Raw genomic sequence first — 20,694 nt, 5'->3', positions numbered from 1 at the left:
AAATCCAATCGTTTATAAAATAGCCTAAGCAAAAATTTTAGAAATTTCTTCTCTTAAATAAATATGCCTAGAATTTTCATTTAGCGCACCGTGCCAATAAATTCCCATATTTAATACAGGTAGATCAATAGGATGCTCAAAAATATTAATACTTTGATCAACTTGTAAATGTGCCAGTATCTGCTTTGGAATGGTTAACATCGCATCAGGATACTGTGCTAAAACTTGCAGAGCAGTTGAATAATGCTGACAACGCATAAAAATCTGACGGCGGAATTGCGCTTGATTTAAATATATATCCTCTAAAAGCAAACCAGTACGGCGTGAAGAAACACCGATATGAGGTGATGCAAAATACAGTTCAGAAGTGATATTTGTATGCTGAGAACAAATCACAAAATGATCTTGAACCAAATTTTGATAATTAATTTTATCACCATAATTTTGTTCTAGATCAATGACAAAATCGACTTGTTGAGCAGCTAAATCAGCAATTACATTCTTGCGGTCAAGCTTGGTACTTAGAAACTGAATGGTTAAATTCAATTTTTGGAAATGGTGAATCAATTTGGGAAAAATAATCGGTTCAATTTCATCATGTATTGCAATGCGTAAGGTTTGTACTGAACTGGGATCAAACTGTTGTTTTTGTTTGGAGATATTTTGAAAAGCAAATAAAGCATTTTGTACAGATGGATAAATCTGTTCAGCAAAAGGGGTAGGTAGCATTTTACTCCCAGCGCGAACAAATAAATCATCTTGCAAATGCTGCCTAAGTCTTTGTAAAGCATGACTCGCAGCAGACTGAGTAATGCATAAAATTTTTGCCGCTTTTGAAATATTTCTTTGCTCATAAATGGTGATAAAAAGTGGGTATAAATTAATATCAATATGATTGAAAATCGACATATCCAGATTGGTTTTATTATGAAGCATATTCATAGTGAGGTATTGAATTAAATCATTTGGTTCATAATAGGTTTTCAGCTAAGGTAAAGTAAAGAGTCACTATTCAAATATTTATCCATATATTTACAGGAAGATAAGCATGTTTGAACTTTCAGCACGTGCGCAAGAATTTGTAGAACGTACCAAAGCTTTTATTAAAAATGAAATTGAACCTGTAGAAGCTGATTTTTGGAATGAAGTCCATCATCTCAATCAAGGCGGTGATTGGACAAAATGGCAATGGCCAGCACAACTTGAAGTCCTGAAAAATAAAGCAAAAGCTGCTGGACTTTGGAACATGTTTCTACCAGACCCAGTATTGGGTGCAGGTTTATCTGTACAGGAATATGCCCATATTGCAGAACTGTCAGGCCGTAGTTTAATCGCACCCACAGTATTTAATTGTAATGCTCCAGATAGTGGCAATATGGAAGTGCTATGGCGTTATGGTTCAGATCAACAAAAACAACAATGGCTTAAACCGTTATTAGAAGGAAAAATCCGTTCAGTATTCTGTATGACTGAACCAGCAGTTGCTTCATCGGACGCAACTAATATGCAGGCGACTGCAGTGGTAGATGGTGATGAAATTGTATTGAATGGTCGTAAATGGTGGTCTTCAGGTTTGGGAGATCCAAATGCGAAAATTATTATCTTTATGGCGCATACACCTGATGAAAGCAAAGATCGTCATCATCAACATTCCATGGTTTTAGTGCCTGTGGATACTCAAGGTGTGACCATTGAACGTATGTTACCCGTGTTTGGTGATTATGATGCGCCACATGGACACGGCGAAATTAGTTTTAATCAAGTTCGTGTACCTGTAAGTAATTTTATTGGTGGTGCTGGACAAGGGTTTGAAATTGCACAAGGGCGTCTAGGTCCGGGTCGTATTCATCATTGTATGCGATGCATTGGTGCTGCTGAAAAAGCATTAGAATTAATGATTGATCGAGGAATGAGTCGAACTGCTTTTGGTAAAGAAGTGCTTAAATTAGGTGGAAATTTAGAACGTGTGGCAGATGCTCGTGTTGCGATTGATCAAGCACGACTGTTAACCCTGTATGCGGCATATAAAATGGATACTCAAGGGACTATGGCTGCGCTTACCGAGATTTCAGCCATTAAAGTTGTTGCACCTTCAGTTCTTGAAAAAGTAGTTGATATGGCCATTCAAATTCATGGTGGCATGGGCGTATCACGAGATACACCTTTAACAGGATTCTTTGCTCAAGCCCGCAGTTTACGTTTAGCGGATGGCCCAGATGAAGTGCATAAAGGGATGATTGCAAAATTAGAATTAAAAAAACGAGGTTATGGCTCGCGTAAAAAATAACAATTTGCTGATAAAAAATAACTGCTTTATGTTAGAGGTGTTATATATAAAGTAGTGAGCAAGTGAAGTTTTTAGTTAAAAGTATCATTCTTTATAGATGTATGGTTTAAAACATAAGATTCAGGGAAATAATATGTCAGTCATTGATATTGGTGGAAGTATACGTGAAGGTGAGGAGCTGGACATTCGTGCTGTCGGAAATTGGCTCATTGAAAATGGATCTGAAATTTCAGGCAATGTAGAAGTGACTCAATATTCTGGCGGAGCTTCAAACTGGACCTATCGTTTAAAATATGACAATGCTGATTTAATTTTACGTCGTCCACCCAAAGGGACAAAGGCGAAATCTGCACATGATATGGCGCGTGAATATCATGTACAAAAATGGCTTGCACCATACTACCCAGTTCTTCCTGAAATGGTTGCGCTGTGTCAGGATGAATCTGTAATCGGTTGTGACTTCTATGTGATGAAACGCATTGAAGGTATTATTCCGCGTGCCAAACTGCCCCCTGAACTGAATTTTACTCAACAGCAAGTGCATGAATTGTGTATTAATGTCTTAGACAAGCTGATTGAATTACATCAAGTTCCATATCAAGGCACCGAACTAGAAAAACTTGGAAAAGGTGATGGGTATTGCCGTCGTCAGGTTGAAGGTTGGGATGCACGTTATGAAAAGGCGCACACCATCAATGTGCCGAGTTTTAAATTTGTACGTAAATGGCTTAATGAAAATATTCCTGCTGACTCAAACACGTGTTTGATTCACAATGATTGGCGTTTTGATAATGTCATTCTTGACCCTAAAAACCCAACCCAAGTGATTGGTGTATTGGATTGGGAAATGGCAACCATTGGTGATCCTCTCATGGATTTAGGTTCTGCTTTGGCCTATTGGGTGGAAGATACAGACAATCAAATTTTTAAATCAACCCGTCGCCAGCCTACACATTTAAAAGGGATGCTTACCCGTAAAGAAGTGGTTGAATATTATTTAGAAAAAACCGGATTAAAACCAGATAATTGGGCATTCTACGAAGTATTTGGTATTTTCCGTTTAGCTGTAATCGCACAGCAAATTTATTATCGTTACTATCATAAACAAACAGATAATCCTGCTTTTAAAGATTTTTGGATTGTGATTCATGCCTTACATATTCGTGCCTTAAAGCTCATCGGTATACAAAAAATTGAAGCCAATGAAGTTGCACAGAAATATCTTGAAAAATTTAAGGAAATTTTAGGAAAATGACCACAATCTACCTCGTTCGTCATGGACAAGCGTCATTTGGTGCAGAGAGTTATGACAAACTTTCACCCAATGGCGAGTTACAAGCCAAACTATTGGGTCAATATCTCGATAAAATTTTGAAAGAAGAGCCTTATGTGGTTGCAGGTTCAATGTTACGCCATCAGCAAACAGCAAGTTTTGCTTTGGCTGAAAGTTTTTCTGATGCTCAAATTGTGACGGACCATCATTGGAATGAATTTAACCATCAACAAGTTTTTGCTCAATATGATCCGCGTTTTAATCAACCGCATCTACTTAAACAGGATGTTGCCAAAGAAAAAAGTCCACGTGCCTATTTGGCAAAAATTTTTGAAGGGGCAATTGACCGTTGGACTGGTGGTGAATATCACCATGAGTATGACGAATCTTGGCCAGATTTTAAAAACCGTGTAGAAACGGCCTTACAGAATTTATGTGATGAGCTGGTAAAAACCAACCCTCGCTATGCAATTGTATTTACTTCTGGCGGTGTTATTTCAGTTGTTGCAGGAAAACTCTTGGAGTTAAGCGCCAATAAAACCTTTGCATTGAATTGGGCAATTGCCAATACCAGTTTAACCACATTACGACTGGTGGGAAATGAACCGCAATTATTGAGCTTGAATGAACATCATTTTATTAAGGCTGAAGATCCGCAACTATTGACGTGGATTTAAAGTCGCACTTTTAGAAATATAAAAACAGTTTAAGGAATTTGTCATGGCAAAAACCATTTTAATCACAGGCGCAAGTTCTGGAATCGGTGCAGGAATGGCACGAGAATTTGCGCAAAAAGGTTATAACTTAGCCGTCTGTGCGCGTCGTTTAGAGCGTTTAGAAAACTTAAAACAAGAGTTGGAGTCTAAATATGGTATCAAAGTGATTGCCAAAACTTTAGATGTGACTAACTATGAGCAAGTTTTTCAAGTCTTTCGAGCATTTAAGCAAGACTTTGGTAAGCTCGATCGTATTATCGTCAATGCAGGTGTTGGTGATGGTCGTCGAATTGGCAATGGTAAATTTGAGATTAACCGTGCAACTGTAGAAACCAATTTTATTTCTGCATTGGCACAGTGTGAAGCTGCTGTTGAAATATTCCGTGAGCAAAAGTTCGGTCATCTGGTTGTGATTTCGTCTATGAGTGCGCTTCGTGGTATGCCTAAACACTTGACCGCATATGGGGCAAGTAAAGCTGGTGTAGCTGCTTTAGCGGAAGGGATACGTGCTGAGTTAATTGACACGAAAATTAAAGTTTCTACGATTTTCCCTGGTTATATTCGTACTGAAATTAATGAAGGGGCAAAAAAACTACCGTTTGAGGTCGATGTTGAAACAGGTTCTCATTTATTGGTTAAAGCAATTGAAAAACAACCTGTTAAAGCTTATGTACCCCAATGGCCTTGGTTACCGATAGGCCTAGCCATGAAAATATTGCCATTAAAAATTGTGAATAAACTTGGTTGAGCTTTATTCTGTTTTAAAAGGCCCAGCAAGGGTCTTTTTTATTGCATTGCATAGATAAAGCTTTAAAATCTAACTGGATAAAAAATAATGAGAATTTTAATATGTTTATCGTATTGGGTTTTTTCCTGACCAGCTTTTTAGTTTTTCTTGCGCGTATCTTGTATCTCTTCTTTTTTGAAAAGCACTGTGAAATTCAACAATGCCTTATGCAAATCGATGATATTCAAAAGTTAATGTATCTTGGTATTATTTTAATCGGGACCTATAATGCCTATTTGATGAGCAAAAGCAGGAAGTATGCGGTTTTAGTTTTTGAGTTTATTGGTACATTTATATTTGCTTTTGCCTTAAATTTTGTTGATTTAGTCCAATAGCAACTTGGCCATACAATTAAGTAAAATCGACATTGAACTTTATGATTTTAATATTGAGACAAACTATATCTGACTCTGACTGATTTTGAGATAGCTTTGTTGGATTGGTACTCAAATATGCTTTTAAAAATTTCGACCATTGCTCTCGTTCCAGCGTTAATTCTTCAAGGTTATCGCGTCAAGAAAAATACACTTCGATTACCTGAACCTCAAGGATTGCGAAAAGGTGTTATAGGACAAGGAAAAGCGCTATCTATTTTAATTTTGGGTGACTCTGCTGCAGCAGGTGTAGGAGTTGAAGATCAACGTGAAGCATTATTGGGGTGTTTACTCGATGAATTAACCTCTAATTTTGAAGTCACTTATCAATTAGAAGCGAAAACAGGAGATAGCACCTTAGAAATTTTGCAAAGAACCAAGCAATTAGACAATCAGCAGTTTGATGTTGTGATTACATCGGTTGGAGTAAACGATGTCACAAAACTTATTTCACCACAAAAATGGATTCAGCAACAAAAGGGGCTTTATACAGAAATTGAAGCTAAGTTTTTACCAAAGATGATTTTAGTCACGGGTGTTCCCCCAATGAATCTGTTTCCAGCATTACCAAATCCACTGGGATGGCTGTTTGGACAGTATTCGAGTGCAATGAATCAAAAGTTAGCCCACTTCATCGAAAATAAAATCAATTATCAATTGATTCGTTTTGATTTAGCCCATCTTAAAACTTTAAATTTACAAATGGCACGTGATGGTTTTCATCCGAGTCAGGAAATTTATCAAATTTGGGCAAAACAAATTTCACAGTGTATTTTTAGCAAATTTAGCTAATACAACGTTCAAATCTCTATCTTTGACTATAATAAAAGCCTAAAAGCACGATTCAAAAAAGTATCAACGCCATTCATAAAATATTGCTTTATTGATTTCGCTAGAAAAAATTAATTAACTAAAATCACTATTTTATATCTTTACACTGAATATTTTCTTTTTCTTTGTAATAGTTTAAAGCAATATCTAAGTCTGAAAGTAATTTAGCTTTAGTATAGTTCTCAGGATTTAATTTAAGTAAATTTGGCATGTAATTCGATTTGTATTCTTTAGGATAATCTTGACATACGATTCTGGTCTTATCATCCAATGTTGTATTTGGATCATCAAGCTGATCAAGATATTTACTAATCATTTCATCTGATTGTTCAAATTGTGCAGTGAGGGTTGGTCGATCTGTTTGCGCAGTTATATGCTGCTCAGGCTCTTTATTGCAAGCAGAGAGGGCAATGATCAAGAATAATGCAGTAAAAAGTTTAATGTTCATAACGAATTGATTTTTAATGTTAAGAAAAAGTTTTAGGTTGTATAAAGTCAGTTAATATTTAGATAAATCTTAAAGAACCTTAACTATCAAATATATTACCGAGATATGCAATGATTTTTATTACCATATCTTGAAATTGTTACGAATTCAAGATGTTTAATGATTTTATTTGAACTTTCCGATTAAAAACAGCATATCGCCAAGTTTTGTATTTTTTATATGGGTGGAATTGACGCAACGACTTTTATTAGAACTAAGAATATTGATTAAAGCTTTGTTCTATATGAAATTTCTAGTAATTTTTTAAAGCCAGTAATCACAGCAGCAATAAAGAGTTGACCCGTCATAAAGAGATTTGATGCAAAATAGTCTTGTCAGAATGTTGTTAAAATTTATTTAAAAATAATAGCTTAGTGGTCAAGTTGAAAAAATCAGCTAATGTGTTGTGTTAAATAAATTTTTTGTAAGGTTTATTTCTGATCTCAACCTGAGTATCTTATCCTCAAAATATTAAGAGGGTATTTCATGAAAAAAATATTCATTATTGCTTTAACAACCTTAGCATCAAGTTTCTCCTTTGCAGAGAACTTACAGTGTGAAAAAAGCTATGAGATTTTTAATAAGCAAGCTGACAAGGAAGTCGAAATACTAAAAAATGGTTCACTTGATGATGTTCTAAAATTTTATGATCAGATTGAATATGACCGTAAACTTAAATCCAAGCATCAAGGACAAACCTTTTCTTCAGCTGACTGGATCAGTGATGCTGAGTATAGAGAAGACATTAAAACAATACAGGATTTAGCTAAAGATGGTTCTTATAAAAGTATAGCTTCTTCTTTTTTTAAACCAAAGTTAAATTATATCTCCAGTGTAGGTGAAATTTGTGTTGTTCCTATGCGATTACAAGATGAATTTTTAAAAAAGCCTATGCTGACTGAGGCGGACGTTATTTTTGTACGCGACATTCAAACAAATGAATGGCGAAGATTTATTTATTTAGGCGTTGAAAATAAAAAGGATTTTAATGAATTCTTTCCAGATTTTCCTAAAAACACAAGATTACCTAAAATGTTAATAGATAACAAAGATTTTGCAGAGAGCACTTCAGAACTTACGTTCTTAATGTTACAAGAAATGGGTATTGAAATAACTGATGAAGTAAAAGAAATGGTTCAAGCTGAATCAGAACCTTTGAGAGTTAAGTTAAACGAGAATGGCTACTGAGTTTTATTGTGTTTGTCGCATTTAAACCACCTGCCGGTGGTTTTATATTAAAGAAAGATAGATACATATGAGATTATTATTACTGCTATTTACACTACTGTTAAGTCTGAATATTTTTGCTGATGTTGATGGTTCAAAAATGCAACTTAAACCGATAGAAACCCTTGAAGCTTTATTATTGAATGCGGGTATTATTAACCAAGATTATAAAATTGTAGATAATCAGGCTTTTGATGATTATCTGCATAAAGTATTTTTAAAACAAATAAATCAAGGTCTACCTTATAAGATCAATAAATTTGTTGAATTAAAGAAGATTCAAATAGAAGGGAGGAATTTGCTTATTTATAATGAAATTGATAATGCTTCAATAAAGTATATCCCTGACTTTCAGACTGATGAAATCCAATCAAGACTTAAATGGGAAATTTGTAACGATGATTTTGGTTCAAGTCGGGTTTTTAGACAGGCAGAAGAAATGAAAGTAATTCACTTTTTTGGTAGTCAGCAAGATCCTAAATTGTTTAAATTTGGTATTTTTTTAAAGCAATGTGATGACATACATCTTTAATATAATTTTAGCTTATAGCATAAATAATATTGATTCATTTTATAGGCCTGCATAGATAATTTAGAGGATTAAACAGCAGGCTTGTTTATCAATTGCACTCAGATAATGAACATTTTAAAAGATCTATCAGTTTCCCTAAAATAGAAAAGTAATTTACAGGCTCAAGTAATTATTTTTAAAAGATAATATAAAGTTACAAACGCTCATTTTCTGTATTGATTTTGAGCGTTTGAGGTTTGTATTTCCTGTTTATTCCAATTTACACAATATCAGTAGCGATGTCTTAAATGGTATGGAACTTTTTCTGATATATCATTGTGAGGATTAATGCCAGCATTGTACAAAGCATAATAATCATTGATAGATTCATAAGTGGATTAAAATTAAAGCTATGACTGATTGGCACCACAATTAAGCAAATTAAGAATTGAATAGCACCTTGAAGTGCACTTGCAGTACCCGCACGTTGACCTTGTTGAGATAGTGCCAATGCATTACTGTTTGCACTTACCAATCCAAGACCTGCGACAAGACCAAACAATCCGAGCATGGTTGAGGATAGATTGACCAAATCATATCGAGGCGAGATAAATAGCCAAATCGCACTCATCACTTGAATCAGAATACCAAGTAATAAGATTCTTATAAGGCTAAATCGACCAATCAGACGAAGATTGATTTGCGAGAAAATAATCAAGCCAGCGGCATTTATACTGAAATAATAACCAAAATTTTCAGGTTTTATCTGAAATTGATCAATGAAAATCGCTGGTGCAGCGGCAATATAAGAAAAGAATGCTGCATAAGACAAACTACCTATAAGTGTAGGGGTTAAAAAACTTTTGTCCCGACAAACATGGAAATAATTGATAAAAATATCGCCAACATGAAGAGATTTTCTTTTATGGTCATTCAGTGTTTCTTCAAAATAAAAATGCACAAGAACAATATTGATGACACCGAAACAGGCAAGGAAAATGAAAATACTTTGCCATCCCCAATTGACTAAAAGCCATCCACCCAATATCGGTGCAAGAATTGGTGCGAGTCCCATCATGAGCATCATGCTGGATAAAGCTCTTGCAGACTGTTTAGGTGTTAATCGATCACGAATCGCTGCACGGACCATTGCCATCCCAACGCAACCACCTAAAGCTTGCAATACTCTTGTCATTAACAATTGATCTATTTGTGTGGTAAAAATACACAAAACAGATGCGATCACAAATAAAGTTAATCCAAAATATAGCGGTGGTTTACGTCCAAATCGATCACTAATCGGGCCATAAACAAGTTGACCAATGACTAAACCTAAAAAATATGCGGGCAATGATGATGACACAACACTGGTTGTCACACCAAACTCTACTGCAATTTCAGGAAATGCAGGTAAATACATATCTATTGACATAGGGCCGAGCAAGGTTAAAAAGCTTAAAATACTGATCCATGCCAGAGTATAAGGTTTTGTTTCAGAGGGGTTATCAGTTGATTTCTGTATATGGGGTGATCGAGGCATAATCTTACCTAAATGATGATCTTCCGTAGAATGGATGAAAAAACAGCGTCACTCAGATTTATGCCTTGTGCTCATTGCTTAAAATAAGAAGCATTTCATCCATTTTGGGAATGTCTAGATAGAATGTATTGGCTAATTTAAATTCAGCTGACACGTATTTATTTCTGAGATTCGTTAACCGAAATGACAAGCAAAGGTTTGCACCACGATTTTATTGTTTTTCACAATCAGCGTATCTGTGGCCATTTTTGCGTTGGGTGCTGACCAGCGGATATAGGCGACTTCACCATAGACTGTTTTTTCTTCTATGTTAATTTCACGTGTACCTTTAGGGAAAAAATCCCGATATACGCTTATAAATGTTTCTCGAATCTGATCAGTACCACGTATTACCGTATCGGTTCCATTGATAATGATGGCATCAGATGCATAGTCTTGCACTGTTAAGTCCACATCACCTAAACGGAAAGCATTTAAATGCCTTTCTAAAACAGCTAAAGTTTCTGTTATTTCACGATTTTCAGTATTTTGTATATTCGTAGTATTCATAAATAGATCTCCAACATTGCTATAGATAGGGGCCGTATCTAACGACTGATCAATACATTATTGTTGTATTGAATCGCTCCTTGTAGCTGTAGAACAGTTGAAACAGTTATTCCGATTTGTTGAAAATCTACCAATAAAACTAATTTTTAATTGAAAGTGTGATGTTTTTTCCCATATTCAAAGCGGATAGTTGTTGGTTCAATTTTAGCTGTTCAAATTTAAGCGCGATAAAATCAATAAAACATCTAGTTTTTGCTGGCATGTGTTTTTTGCTAGAAAAATAAAGATTGGTATTTCCTAAATCTGCATACCAGTCAGGTAGGATTCTAATCAAAGTTCCATCTTCTATATATTTTCTTGCATGAGCAGTGGATATCGCAGCAACACCTAATCCTAAAGCAGCGCCTTGATGTAATGCACTTGGATCATCTGCGATAAGTTTTTCATTTAAATTAAGGTAAAACTCTTGTTCATTTGGACCTGTAAATTGATATTCATGTAACTTACCGGTTTGAGGAGATTTCATGACAATCCCATCCCAATCGGAAATTTGCGCTGGATGATTGGGCCGTGTTTTATGTTTTAAATAATCAGGTGAGGCAACAATAATCATGTGCAGTGGGGATAGTGGTCTGATAATAATGCCTTGACCTAATTTAATCCCACTTCCAATTGCCACATCAAAATTATCTGTTATTAAGTTGACCTGTCTATTAGATAAGTGCCACTCAAGTTTGATATATGGATATTTGCTGATAAATTCAGGCATCAATGGCAGGATATATTCCACCCCAAATCCAGCACTTAGACTGACTTTTAAAATGCCTTTTGGCTTGCTCGAATCAACATTAAATTCTGAAATAGTTGTCTGAATACTATTTAAACTTTCTCGAATACTGATAAAAAAGTGTTCACCATCTTCCGTCAATTTAAGATTTCTGGTACTTCGATGAAAAAGCCGAACACCTAAATTTTGCTCTAACTGCGCTACATTTCGAGACACTGCGGCAGGTGTTAAGCTTAAATGTCGTGCTGCGGCAGAAAAACTTCCATATTCTGCACTTTTTATAAATGATTCGAGATTAGACAGCGTTTCCATATTCTATTTTCAATTTTTACTTGAAAAAGATTATAGCAAAAGCACTCTACTTCACAATGAGTACTGATTTTATAGTCGAGAGACTTTAATGAAAGAGTAATGTGAAATGTTAAACAAATTATCGCTGGTTGGAAAAGTTGCGTTAGTTACCGGTGGGTCGCGAAGTATTGGTGCTGAAATTGTCAAGACGTTAGCCGCCCATGGCGCTATAGTTGCTTTTACTTATCATTCTTCGCAAATCAAAGCTGAAGAATTGATTAAAGAAATCGAGTTTCATGGTGGGCAAGCCATAGCGATAAAAGCAGATTCAGGAAATCCTGAAATGCTAATCAAAGCGATAGAAGATGTCGCTAAAAAATTCCATAAAATCGATATATTAATCAACAATGCTGGAATAAGTCATTTAGGCAGTCTAGAGTCAGTATCAATCAGTGCTTTCGAGCGATTGGTGGCTGTCAATATTACGGGGGTATTTTTGGCCACTCGTGAAAGTTTAAAACACATGGGGAAAGGTGGAAGAATAATAAATATAGGCAGTACGATGGTCAATTATTCTGGTTTTAGTGGAGCATCAATTTATATTCTCACAAAAGGTGCAATCACAGGATTTTCACGAGGATTAGTCAGGGAGCTTGGCGTTAAAGGTATTACAATTAATACCATTCATCCTGGTCCAACCAATACTGATATGAACCCTATAGATGGACCAATAGCAAGCCTATTACTGCCTAATATTCCCGTAGGTCGATATGGCGAGGGCATTGATATTGCGAATTCTGTTTTATTTTTAGCGAGTGAACAGGCGAGTTATATTAGTGGTGCTGAATTAAGTGTCGATGGTGGTTTTATTGCTTAATACCTTTGGATCAAAATAAAATTTATATTTTCAGCCCCCAGAAAATGAATTGAAATTTTCTATTCCAAATCTATGGAAAAACCTCTATTTATAGAGGGTTAAAACAATTCAAAAATCATACTGTTTCAATAGATTATTTCGGATAAGAAGCAAGCTTTAAAATGGAATTGCATTTATCAGATAAACAAATTGAATGTGCTGTATTAAAAGGAGTATCCCGAATTTTCTGTAAAAATTTGAAAGTACAAATTAGAGATACCAAAAGGCATAGGTAAAAAATTAAAATCCAGATAAAATCATTAAAATTTTTCACTAAATTATAAACTTTGGTTCTTTTAATAAATGACTGATATCGAAATAGAAACCCACCCACTCAAACCATTTCTTCCTGCAAATGCCAAGCTATTGATGCTTGGTAGCTTTCCACCGCCTCAAAGCAGATGGAAGATGGATTTTTATTATCCGAATTATCAAAATGATATGTGGCGGATTTTTGGGCTTATTTTCTTTGAAAATAAAGATCACTTTTTAGATTTGCCTAATAAAAATTTTAAGGAACAACGTATTCGTGAGTTCTTAATCGAAAAAGGTATCGCAATTTTTGATACGGCGTATCAAGTTATTCGCTTAAAAGGAAATGCCTCAGATAAATTCCTACAGATTAAAACCCCCACAGACCTAGCACAGCTTTTAGCGCAAATTCCTGAATGTAACAGCATCATGACCACTGGAGATAAGGCAACAGATACCCTGATGTTATCTATGCCTGAAGAAACTGAAAAGCCACAGATAGGGCAATCCTCACAAGCTATATTTGCTGAACGAGAGATATGTTTATATCGGATGCCTTCTTCATCAAGAGCGTATCCATTAGCACTGGATAAGAAGGCAGAGGCATATAAGAACTTATTTAAAGAAATAGGCTTACTTTAAGTAAGTTTAAAGCTGATGATTTGGCATCATAGTTGGGTATTGAACCCATTTAAAACCAGTCACATTAAAATCTCGAACATGGGTAAAACTAGACCAAATCAATTGGCTCCCTTTAGTCCATGAGAGAGGTTTGATACGCTGTTCAATCATTGCTAATTCTTCAGCAGTGGCGATACGTAGTTCACCAATTTCGATATTTAAACGAACACCAGGAAAATCTGAAAATTTACCAAGAATCATCGATTTCAACCAGAAAAAACGTTTGCTATTCACTGCTTGTAAACATGCTTTGCTATTGTTAGGAATGTTTTCTTTAAATGATTCACTATAAGTATCAAAGAAAAATCCAGTTTGATTATTTTTTAAAAATACGGTTCCTATAGGCGTTATATTGGGTTGCCCCAATTGATCGACAGTTGCAATCGAACAATGCATAGAGGCACGTTGAGCAGTTGAAATGGTTTTTATTATTTGTTGCCAATTTTGGGAATCAATCATGTTTTTTCTCCTTAAAGCGTCAACATGTTGAATAAAATTAGCAAAATAAACCATATCTGTAATTGACAGTTTTTGTTCTAGCTTAGGCATTTATCCCATTGTACTTGATTAAATCGATATACACATATAGTCAATAAATGCTTAAGCTTTTGCATTTTCTATGCAAATCGTTTTGCCAGAGCAACACAGATCACAACTGCAAAACAAACAACAATCATTGCAAAACTTACATGCTCACCCAATAGAACCGCTGAAAGCATTAAACCAATAAACGGTTGTACCAATTGAATTTGTCCAACTTTGGCAATTCCGCCCAACGCTAAGCCTTTGTACCAAAAAATAAAACCGATCAACATACTAAACAGTGATACATAGATTAAACCAATTGTTTCAGGCCAATGAATATTTGCAAAGCTTGATGGTAGGTAATATAGACTTGAGATAAGCATCAAGGGTAATGCAACCACCAAAGCCCAACAAATCACTTGCCATCCACCCAGTTCTCTTGAAAGCTTTCCACCTTCAGCATAACCCAGTCCACAGACAACAATTGATGCAAGCATATAGAGATTACCCACACTAAAACTTAAATTACGGTTTTCATAAAACATAAATCCAACCACAATGGCGCTGCCAATTAATGCAAATAACCAAAATTGTGTAGCAGGTTTTTCACCCCCGCGTAAAACTGCAAAAATTGCAGTCGATAAAGGCAAGAGACCAACAAAGACAATAGCATGTGCCGAGGATACTGTTTGTAAAGCTAAGGCCGTAAATAATGGAAAACCAATCACCACACCTAAAGCCACAATAACCAATGATTTAAATTGGGCAAAAGAAGGCTTTGATTGCTGTAAAATAAACAGGCAGATTAAAGCAATACTTCCTGCAATGGCTGCCCGAGCTGTGGTTAAAAATTCTGGACTAAACCCCATGACAGCAATACGGGTTGCGGGCAGAGAGCCAGCAAAAATCGCGACACCAATAAAACCATTTAGCCAGCCAATATTTGTTTTATCCATCATCAATTACTCAGTCAATTTATGATGATTTAAGCGCTATTTACTGGAAATATATATATACACTACAGTACAATTTTAAATAACTGTTATGCTGTTATTACCAGTACAATTTTACTCAATCTAACGAGTTTTCTCAGATTTCTTATCTTTAAAATATGTGGTTTTAAATGGCAAAAACTAAAATTGAACAAACAGTGCTGATGATTAAAAATCAAATTTTGAATAAAAGTTTGATTGCAGGTTCACGCTTACCTTCAGTCCGTCAGTTTGCTACACAAACAAACTGTTCTGTTTCAACGATCGTTGAAGCCTATGCCAGATTAGTTGCGGAAGGTGTTTTAGAATCTCGTCTTGGTTCTGGTTACTATGTGTTAGGTAAAGCCGAACCGATACAAATGATTGATACTGAAATACAGTATCAACGTGAAATAGATCCCTTATGGATTTCAAGGCAATCATTAGAGGCGAAGACGGATGTGCTAAAACCGGGTTGTGGCTGGTTACCCACTACTTGGATGCCTGAACAATCGATCCGTAAAGCGTTAAAACAAGCTGCCAAATCTGAAATCATCATGCTTACTGATTATGCAACACCGCATGGACATTTGGAGTTACGTAAATTTATTGCCAGAAAAAAAGAACTGTATGATTTAAAATTTAAATTGAATCAGATACTTATTACTGACTCAGCAACCCAGTCCATTGATTTAATTTTTAGACACCTGCTTAGCGCAGGTGATGTGATCTTGATTGATGATCCTTGCTATTTTAATTTCCGCGCCTTGATTAAGGCACATCATTTAAAAGCCGTTCCAATTCCGTTTACAGAAACAGGACCAGATGTAGAGAAATTTGAACAAGCACTGAATTTAAAGCCAAAAATCTATTTAACCAATTCAGGGATTCATAACCCAACAGGAGCCACGATTTCGCTACAAACGGTTTATCAAATTTCCAAGCTGGTTGAGAAAACTGATTTATTGATTATTGAAGATGAAATTTTTGCTGATTTTGAATATACACCAGCACCACGTTATGCTTCATTAGCAGGTTTTAAGCATGTCATTCAGATTGGCAGTTTTACCAAAACTCTTTCAGCAGCAATTCGTTGTGGTTATATCATTGCAGAGTCAGAACTGATTGATCAATTGATCGATTTAAGAATTGCAACCAACTTTAGCAATAGTCATTTAAATGCAGAAATTATTTATCAGGCTTTAATGGACAGCAGTTATCCTAAACATTTAGATTGGTTAAAGAAACATTTGCTTAAAGTCAGCAATGAAATGATGCAAAAGTTGGGGCAACTCGGTATAAAGCCGTGGATTGTGCCAACAGCAGGGATTTTTTTATGGTGCAAATTGCCAGATGGTATACAGGCTGCGGAATTATCAAAGTTATGTCTTAAACAGGGCGTGATTCTTGCGCCAGGTAATTCTTTTAGCCAAGCTGAAAATGCAGGACAGTTCATGCGCTTTAATGTTGCACAATGCGTGGATAAAAAGGTCTTTGATATCTTAGCAATGTCAATTCAGCAGTTAAAAATAAATAACTTACAAAGTTAGCGAAAATCCTTTTCCTTATTGCTTTAAAATATGGGTAAATAGTAAGCAAATTTATATTGATTTCAGTGGAATAATTATAATGAGTGTTCAGGATGTACCAAGTCCAATTGATTTAAAAAATCCGCAAGATGCTTTGCAATGGGCAAATGAAGCCAATGAAAAACGCCCTTGGCGTTATGAGTTTTTTGACTATTATGTGAATTTAATTCAAAAAGCAGCCAAAGAGAAACACTATCAAACTGATCAAAACACGCACTTCAATATTTTAGAAATAGGTTCAGGTCCTGGTTTTTTTGCCAAACATTTACTTACCCAGTGTGCTGATATTGAATATACAGCGCTAGATTTCTCTAATGCAATGCATGAGCTTTCTAAAAGTAAGCTACTTTCTTCTGAGTTGGACAGAGTGCAATATCTGATTGCTGATTTTAAAAATGAGGGTTGGCGCGATCAGCTTGGACAATATGATGCCATCATTATTCATCAAGCTTTACATGAGTTACGCCATAAAAACTATGCAAATCAATTTCATCAACAAGTAAAGACATTATTAAAACGTGATGCTCTGTATTTGGTCTGTGACCATATTTTTGCATCAGATGCGATGAGCAATAATGACTTGTATATGTCGAAACATGAACATTTTCAAAGCTTAAAATATGCAGGCTTTACTGACATAGAACTGGTTAAAGAGATCAAAGGGCTCTGTCTGTTTGAGTGTTATTTATAGCAGTAAATATTTAATACGTTTGGTATATGCGTTGTCATTACACTAAACTTACATCATCCATTCAAGTGGTAAATATGAGACGCTATACATGACAAATCGTTGGAATCGTGTTGTTTCAGGGTCAACTTTATATTCAATCACTTTGCCATCAGCACGATGATCTAGCCAGATCAGCTCACCTTGTGGATTAAGTTTTAACTCATAAGCAACCCTAAATAGGGTTTGATCCAATAGATTTGAAATTTGCTCTTGTAAAGGATCTGATTGAACAACCAGTCCAACTTCGGTATTGATATTGAATGATCTTGGATCAAGGTTAAATGAACCAATAAAGACTTTGTCATCAATATTGATAAATTTTGCATGCAAACTGGATTTATTTTTGCCTTTTTTCGGAATGATATTTCCTGTAAGGACCTCATACCAAGTACGGCGATTGCGTTCTATATAAGGTTTAAATTCATAAAGTTTTGCGCCTCCTTTAAGCAGGTCAACTCGATACTTTTGATAAAACGCATGGACAAGCGCAACATCATTTGCCATAAAAGAGTTGGTTAAAATTCTGACTTTGACATTTTGTTTAGGGAATTGGTTGATGAAATCCGTCCCATTTTTTGTAGGAACAAAATAAGCGGCAATCAAATCCATTTCTTGTTTGGGATCACCCAAATGTTGGTGAATTTGGTGTGAAATTAATTCATTACCGTGTGCTTGTCCTAAACTTTTCTTTGGAGAATCTGCCAGAAAATCGGCATAAGCCCAATTGATTTTATTTTGATTAAGCTCATTGGCGAGTTCTTTCTGCTCAAGATTTACTTTTTCATCTGTCGTATGTTCAGCTTGTTCAAGTCGTTCAAAGCTTTTTCGCAAGGTTAATAAATCGTGTTCAGAACCTTTATCAATAAATTGATCAATCGGATAGCTTAATTGAAAATTCCAAAAGTCGGTAAAAACTTCATTTGCACGATTGACCGCTTTACCAAAAAATAAAATATCCATATCGGTAAATTGGAAAGATTCACTGGCGTCAAAATATTCACTGCTGATATTTCGTCCGCCTGTCACAGCAATTGCACCATCAGCAATAATTAATTTATTGTGCATTCGATGGTTGATTCTGTTCATTCTAAAAATATAATCCATTACACGAAAGTGTCTGAATTTATAAGGATTGTATAATTTGATCGAAATGTTTGGATGTCTTAGCAATGCACTTAATTGTCGATCTATTTTTGTTCCATTTTGATCATCGATTAATAAGCGTACTTTTACACCGCGGTCAGCAGCTTTAAGCAATTCGTGTAGCATTAAATTGCCAATAAAATCATCTGCCCAAATATAGTATTGTAAATCAAGTGTATATTTGGCTTTCCGAATCAGATGGATACGTGACGCGATACTTTGGAAAGCATCATTCATGGCTAAATATGCAGTGAGACCTTGAGTAAGCATCTGTTTTGCTTGAGGCTCATTGATCCAATGCTCTGCATATACTTTAACTTGTTGTTCTTGTTCTGGTTGATTCATAGGTAAACTGCATCCAGTGATTGAAAAAGCCAAAATAACGAAGGCAAGTGAAGTCTTTGAATGATTCATTCTTTCAATGAGTACTTTAAATTTTACTAAATCATATCATCAAGTTAATGGTTGAATCTGTAAAGAGAAAAAGGTTACTGTAGTCCAACTGTTAAAACACAAACCTATTAGGATATTTAGCTATGAAATCACGTGCTGCTGTTGCATTTGGTCCAGGAAAACCTTTAGAAATTGTGGAAATTGATGTTGCTCCTCCACAAAAAGGCGAAGTCCTTGTTAAAATTACCCATACAGGGGTTTGTCATACAGATGCATTTACTTTATCAGGTGATGATCCAGAAGGCGTATTTCCAGCAGTTTTAGGCCATGAAGGGGCTGGTATTGTTGTCGAAGTTGGTGAAGGTGTAACTTCAGTAAAACCTGGGGATCATGTGATTCCTTTATATACTGCAGAATGTGGCGAATGCTTATTCTGTAAATCAGGCAAAACCAACCTGTGTACTGCCGTTCGTGCGACACAAGGTAAAGGGGTTATGCCTGATGGAACGACACGTTTTTCTTATAATGGTGAACCTATTTACCACTATATGGGTTGTTCAACTTTTAGTGAATATACTGTCGTTGCTGAAGTATCATTGGCTAAAATTAACCCAGAAGCAAATCCTGAACATGTCTGTTTACTGGGTTGTGGCGTAACGACAGGGATTGGTGCAGTCCATAACACAGCAAAAGTACAAGAAGGCGATTCAGTTGCTGTATTTGGTTTAGGTGGTATTGGTCTGGCTGTTGTACAAGGTGCGCGCCAAGCGAAAGCAGGTCGTATCATTGTTGTTGATACCAATCCTGAAAAATTTAAGTTGGCAGAAGAGTTTGGTGCGACTGATTTCGTTAATCCAAAAGACTATGACAAACCTGTTCAAGAAGTGATTGTTGAAATGACAGGTTGGGGTGTAGACCATTCATTTGAATGTATCGGCAATGTCAATGTAATGCGTTCAGCGCTTGAATGTGCTCATCGTGGGTGGGGACAATCAGTCATCATTGGTGTAGCAGGTGCAGGTCAAGAAATTTCTACCCGTCCGTTCCAGCTTGTGACTGGTCGTACATGGAAAGGAACCGCATTTGGTGGGGTAAAAGGCCGTACACAATTGCCAGGTATGGTTGAAGATGCGATGAAAGGTGATATCCAACTTGCACCTTTTGTTACCCATACAATGGGCTTAGATAAAATTAATGAAGCATTTGATTTAATGCATGAAGGTAAATCAATCCGTACAGTGATTAACTTTTAAGCATAAATACTGAGCACCACCCAGAACCAGTGATACATCATGTATCACTGGTTCTTATTTGCATGATAAATGTATGAGTTTTATATATTAATTTTCTAAGCTTATCTTTTTTTGTTATGTTATGGCTTTAAAGCAAAAAATCAAAATAGGTCGTCTTATGAAAAATGTTGCAATTTTAGGTCTTGGTATCATGGCTTTAACTGTATCAGCATGTTCTTCGCTTCAAACTAATGCAAAGCAAGATCAAACAGCACAAAACACTCAAACCACATGTGTTGCTGAACGTGCGACTCAATTGATTGGACAAAATGATATGTCTGAAGCGAAAATTAAGCAGCTTACACAGGCATCAATCGTACGTAAAGTTGCGCCAAATCAAGGGGTAACTATGGATTATCGTATTGAACGTGTGACGGTAACTGTAGATCCTGCGACCAAAAAAATTACCCAAGCGACTTGTGGTTAATGACACAAATTTAAGTCTTATATGATTGAATAAATACTGATTTGTTCAATCATGATTTTAAAGTTTAATTTAACAAATTTGCTTCATCTATTCGATACAGAACAATCATTATAAA

General features: G+C 35.7%; 22 protein-coding genes. 14 read left to right on the top strand and 8 right to left on the bottom strand.

Annotated features, from left to right (window positions below; all coding sequences use genetic code 11):
* Positions 1 to 24 precede the first annotated feature (24 nt).
* On the bottom strand, positions 25 to 942 hold the full coding sequence (locus ACQ7EO_RS11200) for a LysR family transcriptional regulator (RefSeq protein ID WP_434277314.1): 918 nt from the start codon (positions 940 to 942) through the stop codon (positions 25 to 27).
* 106 nt (positions 943 to 1,048) lie between these two features.
* Here ACQ7EO_RS11200 and ACQ7EO_RS11195 point away from each other — a divergent pair, with 106 nt between their 5' ends.
* The 6 genes from ACQ7EO_RS11195 to ACQ7EO_RS11170 all read left to right on the top strand — a co-directional run bounded on the left by ACQ7EO_RS11195 (position 1,049) and on the right by ACQ7EO_RS11170 (position 6,229).
* Positions 1,049 to 2,287: an acyl-CoA dehydrogenase family protein gene (locus tag ACQ7EO_RS11195; RefSeq protein ID WP_004821461.1), complete on the top strand. Its 1,239-nt coding sequence runs from the start codon at positions 1,049 to 1,051 to the stop codon at positions 2,285 to 2,287.
* A gap of 133 nt (positions 2,288 to 2,420) precedes the next feature.
* Positions 2,421 to 3,542, top strand: coding sequence for a phosphotransferase family protein (locus tag ACQ7EO_RS11190; RefSeq protein ID WP_419328873.1), 1,122 nt, complete (start codon positions 2,421 to 2,423; stop codon positions 3,540 to 3,542).
* Complete coding sequence (locus ACQ7EO_RS11185; RefSeq protein ID WP_419328875.1) at positions 3,539 to 4,237, top strand: histidine phosphatase family protein; 699 nt, start codon at positions 3,539 to 3,541, stop codon at positions 4,235 to 4,237. Before ACQ7EO_RS11190 ends, ACQ7EO_RS11185 begins: the two co-directional genes overlap by 4 nt.
* A gap of 43 nt (positions 4,238 to 4,280) precedes the next feature.
* Positions 4,281 to 5,024, top strand: coding sequence for an SDR family oxidoreductase (locus ACQ7EO_RS11180; protein WP_434277311.1), 744 nt, complete (start codon positions 4,281 to 4,283; stop codon positions 5,022 to 5,024).
* A gap of 101 nt (positions 5,025 to 5,125) precedes the next feature.
* The gene (locus ACQ7EO_RS11175; RefSeq protein WP_434277309.1) at positions 5,126 to 5,398 is read left to right on the top strand and encodes a hypothetical protein; all 273 of its coding nucleotides are present in this window, start codon (positions 5,126 to 5,128) and stop codon (positions 5,396 to 5,398) included.
* A 117-nt stretch (positions 5,399 to 5,515) separates the two neighbouring features.
* On the top strand, positions 5,516 to 6,229 hold the full coding sequence (locus ACQ7EO_RS11170; RefSeq protein ID WP_434277308.1) for an SGNH/GDSL hydrolase family protein: 714 nt from the start codon (positions 5,516 to 5,518) through the stop codon (positions 6,227 to 6,229).
* A gap of 127 nt (positions 6,230 to 6,356) precedes the next feature.
* Here the strand turns inward: ACQ7EO_RS11170 and ACQ7EO_RS11165 are convergent, their stop codons facing one another.
* Positions 6,357 to 6,716 (bottom strand): hypothetical protein, encoded by a 360-nt coding sequence (locus tag ACQ7EO_RS11165; RefSeq protein WP_434277307.1) that lies wholly within the window; start codon positions 6,714 to 6,716, stop codon positions 6,357 to 6,359.
* A gap of 525 nt (positions 6,717 to 7,241) precedes the next feature.
* On the opposite strand from ACQ7EO_RS11165, the gene ACQ7EO_RS11160 reads away from it, so the two are divergent.
* Together ACQ7EO_RS11160 and ACQ7EO_RS11155 are read left to right on the top strand one after the other, a co-directional pair.
* Complete coding sequence (locus tag ACQ7EO_RS11160; protein ID WP_434277306.1) at positions 7,242 to 7,943, top strand: hypothetical protein; 702 nt, start codon at positions 7,242 to 7,244, stop codon at positions 7,941 to 7,943.
* Positions 7,944 to 8,010: 67 nt separating this feature from the next.
* Positions 8,011 to 8,514 (top strand): hypothetical protein, encoded by a 504-nt coding sequence (locus ACQ7EO_RS11155; RefSeq protein ID WP_434277304.1) that lies wholly within the window; start codon positions 8,011 to 8,013, stop codon positions 8,512 to 8,514.
* A 283-nt stretch (positions 8,515 to 8,797) separates the two neighbouring features.
* Here ACQ7EO_RS11155 and ACQ7EO_RS11150 read toward each other — a convergent pair whose 3' ends face one another.
* The 3 genes from ACQ7EO_RS11150 to ACQ7EO_RS11140 all read right to left on the bottom strand — a co-directional run bounded on the left by ACQ7EO_RS11150 (position 8,798) and on the right by ACQ7EO_RS11140 (position 11,681).
* A complete protein-coding gene (locus tag ACQ7EO_RS11150) occupies positions 8,798 to 10,033 on the bottom strand; it encodes a Bcr/CflA family multidrug efflux MFS transporter (RefSeq protein ID WP_434277303.1) in 1,236 nt (411 codons plus the stop codon).
* 174 nt (positions 10,034 to 10,207) lie between these two features.
* Positions 10,208 to 10,582, bottom strand: a complete 375-nt coding sequence (locus tag ACQ7EO_RS11145) for a nuclear transport factor 2 family protein (RefSeq protein ID WP_034610505.1) — start codon at positions 10,580 to 10,582, stop codon at positions 10,208 to 10,210.
* A gap of 139 nt (positions 10,583 to 10,721) precedes the next feature.
* On the bottom strand, positions 10,722 to 11,681 hold the full coding sequence (locus ACQ7EO_RS11140; protein WP_434277301.1) for a LysR family transcriptional regulator: 960 nt from the start codon (positions 11,679 to 11,681) through the stop codon (positions 10,722 to 10,724).
* A 106-nt stretch (positions 11,682 to 11,787) separates the two neighbouring features.
* On the opposite strand from ACQ7EO_RS11140, the gene ACQ7EO_RS11135 reads away from it, so the two are divergent.
* A complete protein-coding gene (locus ACQ7EO_RS11135; RefSeq protein ID WP_034610512.1) occupies positions 11,788 to 12,537 on the top strand; it encodes a 3-oxoacyl-ACP reductase family protein in 750 nt (249 codons plus the stop codon).
* 342 nt (positions 12,538 to 12,879) lie between these two features.
* The gene (locus tag ACQ7EO_RS11130) at positions 12,880 to 13,470 is read left to right on the top strand and encodes a uracil-DNA glycosylase family protein (protein ID WP_434277300.1); all 591 of its coding nucleotides are present in this window, start codon (positions 12,880 to 12,882) and stop codon (positions 13,468 to 13,470) included.
* Positions 13,471 to 13,476: 6 nt separating this feature from the next.
* Here the strand turns inward: ACQ7EO_RS11130 and ACQ7EO_RS11125 are convergent, their stop codons facing one another.
* The gene (locus ACQ7EO_RS11125) at positions 13,477 to 13,968 is read right to left on the bottom strand and encodes a pyridoxamine 5'-phosphate oxidase family protein (protein WP_434277299.1); all 492 of its coding nucleotides are present in this window, start codon (positions 13,966 to 13,968) and stop codon (positions 13,477 to 13,479) included.
* Positions 13,969 to 14,126: 158 nt separating this feature from the next.
* Positions 14,127 to 14,990: a DMT family transporter gene (locus tag ACQ7EO_RS11120; protein WP_434279612.1), complete on the bottom strand. Its 864-nt coding sequence runs from the start codon at positions 14,988 to 14,990 to the stop codon at positions 14,127 to 14,129.
* 167 nt (positions 14,991 to 15,157) lie between these two features.
* On the opposite strand from ACQ7EO_RS11120, the gene ACQ7EO_RS11115 reads away from it, so the two are divergent.
* Both ACQ7EO_RS11115 and ACQ7EO_RS11110 read left to right on the top strand, forming a co-directional pair.
* Positions 15,158 to 16,555 (top strand): PLP-dependent aminotransferase family protein, encoded by a 1,398-nt coding sequence (locus ACQ7EO_RS11115; RefSeq protein ID WP_434277298.1) that lies wholly within the window; start codon positions 15,158 to 15,160, stop codon positions 16,553 to 16,555.
* Positions 16,556 to 16,634: 79 nt separating this feature from the next.
* Entirely contained in the window at positions 16,635 to 17,285 is a 651-nt protein-coding gene (locus ACQ7EO_RS11110; RefSeq protein WP_434277297.1) for a class I SAM-dependent methyltransferase, read from the top strand.
* Between the two features lie 48 nt (positions 17,286 to 17,333).
* Here the strand turns inward: ACQ7EO_RS11110 and ACQ7EO_RS11105 are convergent, their stop codons facing one another.
* Positions 17,334 to 18,812 carry a phospholipase D family protein gene (locus ACQ7EO_RS11105; protein ID WP_419257884.1) on the bottom strand — a complete coding sequence of 493 codons (1,479 nt, stop codon included), beginning with the start codon at positions 18,810 to 18,812 and terminating at the stop codon, positions 17,334 to 17,336.
* A gap of 191 nt (positions 18,813 to 19,003) precedes the next feature.
* Between ACQ7EO_RS11105 and ACQ7EO_RS11100 the strand changes: the two genes are divergently transcribed.
* Both ACQ7EO_RS11100 and ACQ7EO_RS11095 read left to right on the top strand, forming a co-directional pair.
* The gene (locus ACQ7EO_RS11100) at positions 19,004 to 20,113 is read left to right on the top strand and encodes an S-(hydroxymethyl)glutathione dehydrogenase/class III alcohol dehydrogenase (protein ID WP_004720535.1); all 1,110 of its coding nucleotides are present in this window, start codon (positions 19,004 to 19,006) and stop codon (positions 20,111 to 20,113) included.
* A gap of 157 nt (positions 20,114 to 20,270) precedes the next feature.
* Complete coding sequence (locus ACQ7EO_RS11095) at positions 20,271 to 20,579, top strand: I78 family peptidase inhibitor (protein WP_004821486.1); 309 nt, start codon at positions 20,271 to 20,273, stop codon at positions 20,577 to 20,579.
* The last annotated feature ends 115 nt before the right edge of the window (positions 20,580 to 20,694 follow it).

This window comes from Acinetobacter sp. CE-15 (genome assembly GCF_051059255.1).
In the GTDB taxonomy this organism is placed as follows: Bacteria; Pseudomonadota; Gammaproteobacteria; order Pseudomonadales; family Moraxellaceae; genus Acinetobacter; species Acinetobacter guillouiae.
This window is presented reverse-complemented; position numbering and strand designations above follow the sequence as displayed.

Coding starts and splice junctions, on each gene's coding strand:
- ACQ7EO_RS11200 (WP_434277314.1), bottom strand. CDS start 942: ATGAATATGCTTCATAATAAAACCAATCTGGATATGTCGATTTTCAAT.
- ACQ7EO_RS11195 (WP_004821461.1), top strand. CDS start 1,049: ATGTTTGAACTTTCAGCACGTGCGCAAGAATTTGTAGAACGTACCAAA.
- ACQ7EO_RS11190 (WP_419328873.1), top strand. CDS start 2,421: ATGTCAGTCATTGATATTGGTGGAAGTATACGTGAAGGTGAGGAGCTG.
- ACQ7EO_RS11185 (WP_419328875.1), top strand. CDS start 3,539: ATGACCACAATCTACCTCGTTCGTCATGGACAAGCGTCATTTGGTGCA.
- ACQ7EO_RS11180 (WP_434277311.1), top strand. CDS start 4,281: ATGGCAAAAACCATTTTAATCACAGGCGCAAGTTCTGGAATCGGTGCA.
- ACQ7EO_RS11175 (WP_434277309.1), top strand. CDS start 5,126: ATGTTTATCGTATTGGGTTTTTTCCTGACCAGCTTTTTAGTTTTTCTT.
- ACQ7EO_RS11170 (WP_434277308.1), top strand. CDS start 5,516: ATGCTTTTAAAAATTTCGACCATTGCTCTCGTTCCAGCGTTAATTCTT.
- ACQ7EO_RS11165 (WP_434277307.1), bottom strand. CDS start 6,716: ATGAACATTAAACTTTTTACTGCATTATTCTTGATCATTGCCCTCTCT.
- ACQ7EO_RS11160 (WP_434277306.1), top strand. CDS start 7,242: ATGAAAAAAATATTCATTATTGCTTTAACAACCTTAGCATCAAGTTTC.
- ACQ7EO_RS11155 (WP_434277304.1), top strand. CDS start 8,011: ATGAGATTATTATTACTGCTATTTACACTACTGTTAAGTCTGAATATT.
- ACQ7EO_RS11150 (WP_434277303.1), bottom strand. CDS start 10,033: ATGCCTCGATCACCCCATATACAGAAATCAACTGATAACCCCTCTGAA.
- ACQ7EO_RS11145 (WP_034610505.1), bottom strand. CDS start 10,582: ATGAATACTACGAATATACAAAATACTGAAAATCGTGAAATAACAGAA.
- ACQ7EO_RS11140 (WP_434277301.1), bottom strand. CDS start 11,681: ATGGAAACGCTGTCTAATCTCGAATCATTTATAAAAAGTGCAGAATAT.
- ACQ7EO_RS11135 (WP_034610512.1), top strand. CDS start 11,788: ATGTTAAACAAATTATCGCTGGTTGGAAAAGTTGCGTTAGTTACCGGT.
- ACQ7EO_RS11130 (WP_434277300.1), top strand. CDS start 12,880: ATGACTGATATCGAAATAGAAACCCACCCACTCAAACCATTTCTTCCT.
- ACQ7EO_RS11125 (WP_434277299.1), bottom strand. CDS start 13,968: ATGATTGATTCCCAAAATTGGCAACAAATAATAAAAACCATTTCAACT.
- ACQ7EO_RS11120 (WP_434279612.1), bottom strand. CDS start 14,990: ATGGATAAAACAAATATTGGCTGGCTAAATGGTTTTATTGGTGTCGCG.
- ACQ7EO_RS11115 (WP_434277298.1), top strand. CDS start 15,158: ATGGCAAAAACTAAAATTGAACAAACAGTGCTGATGATTAAAAATCAA.
- ACQ7EO_RS11110 (WP_434277297.1), top strand. CDS start 16,635: ATGAGTGTTCAGGATGTACCAAGTCCAATTGATTTAAAAAATCCGCAA.
- ACQ7EO_RS11105 (WP_419257884.1), bottom strand. CDS start 18,812: ATGAATCAACCAGAACAAGAACAACAAGTTAAAGTATATGCAGAGCAT.
- ACQ7EO_RS11100 (WP_004720535.1), top strand. CDS start 19,004: ATGAAATCACGTGCTGCTGTTGCATTTGGTCCAGGAAAACCTTTAGAA.
- ACQ7EO_RS11095 (WP_004821486.1), top strand. CDS start 20,271: ATGAAAAATGTTGCAATTTTAGGTCTTGGTATCATGGCTTTAACTGTA.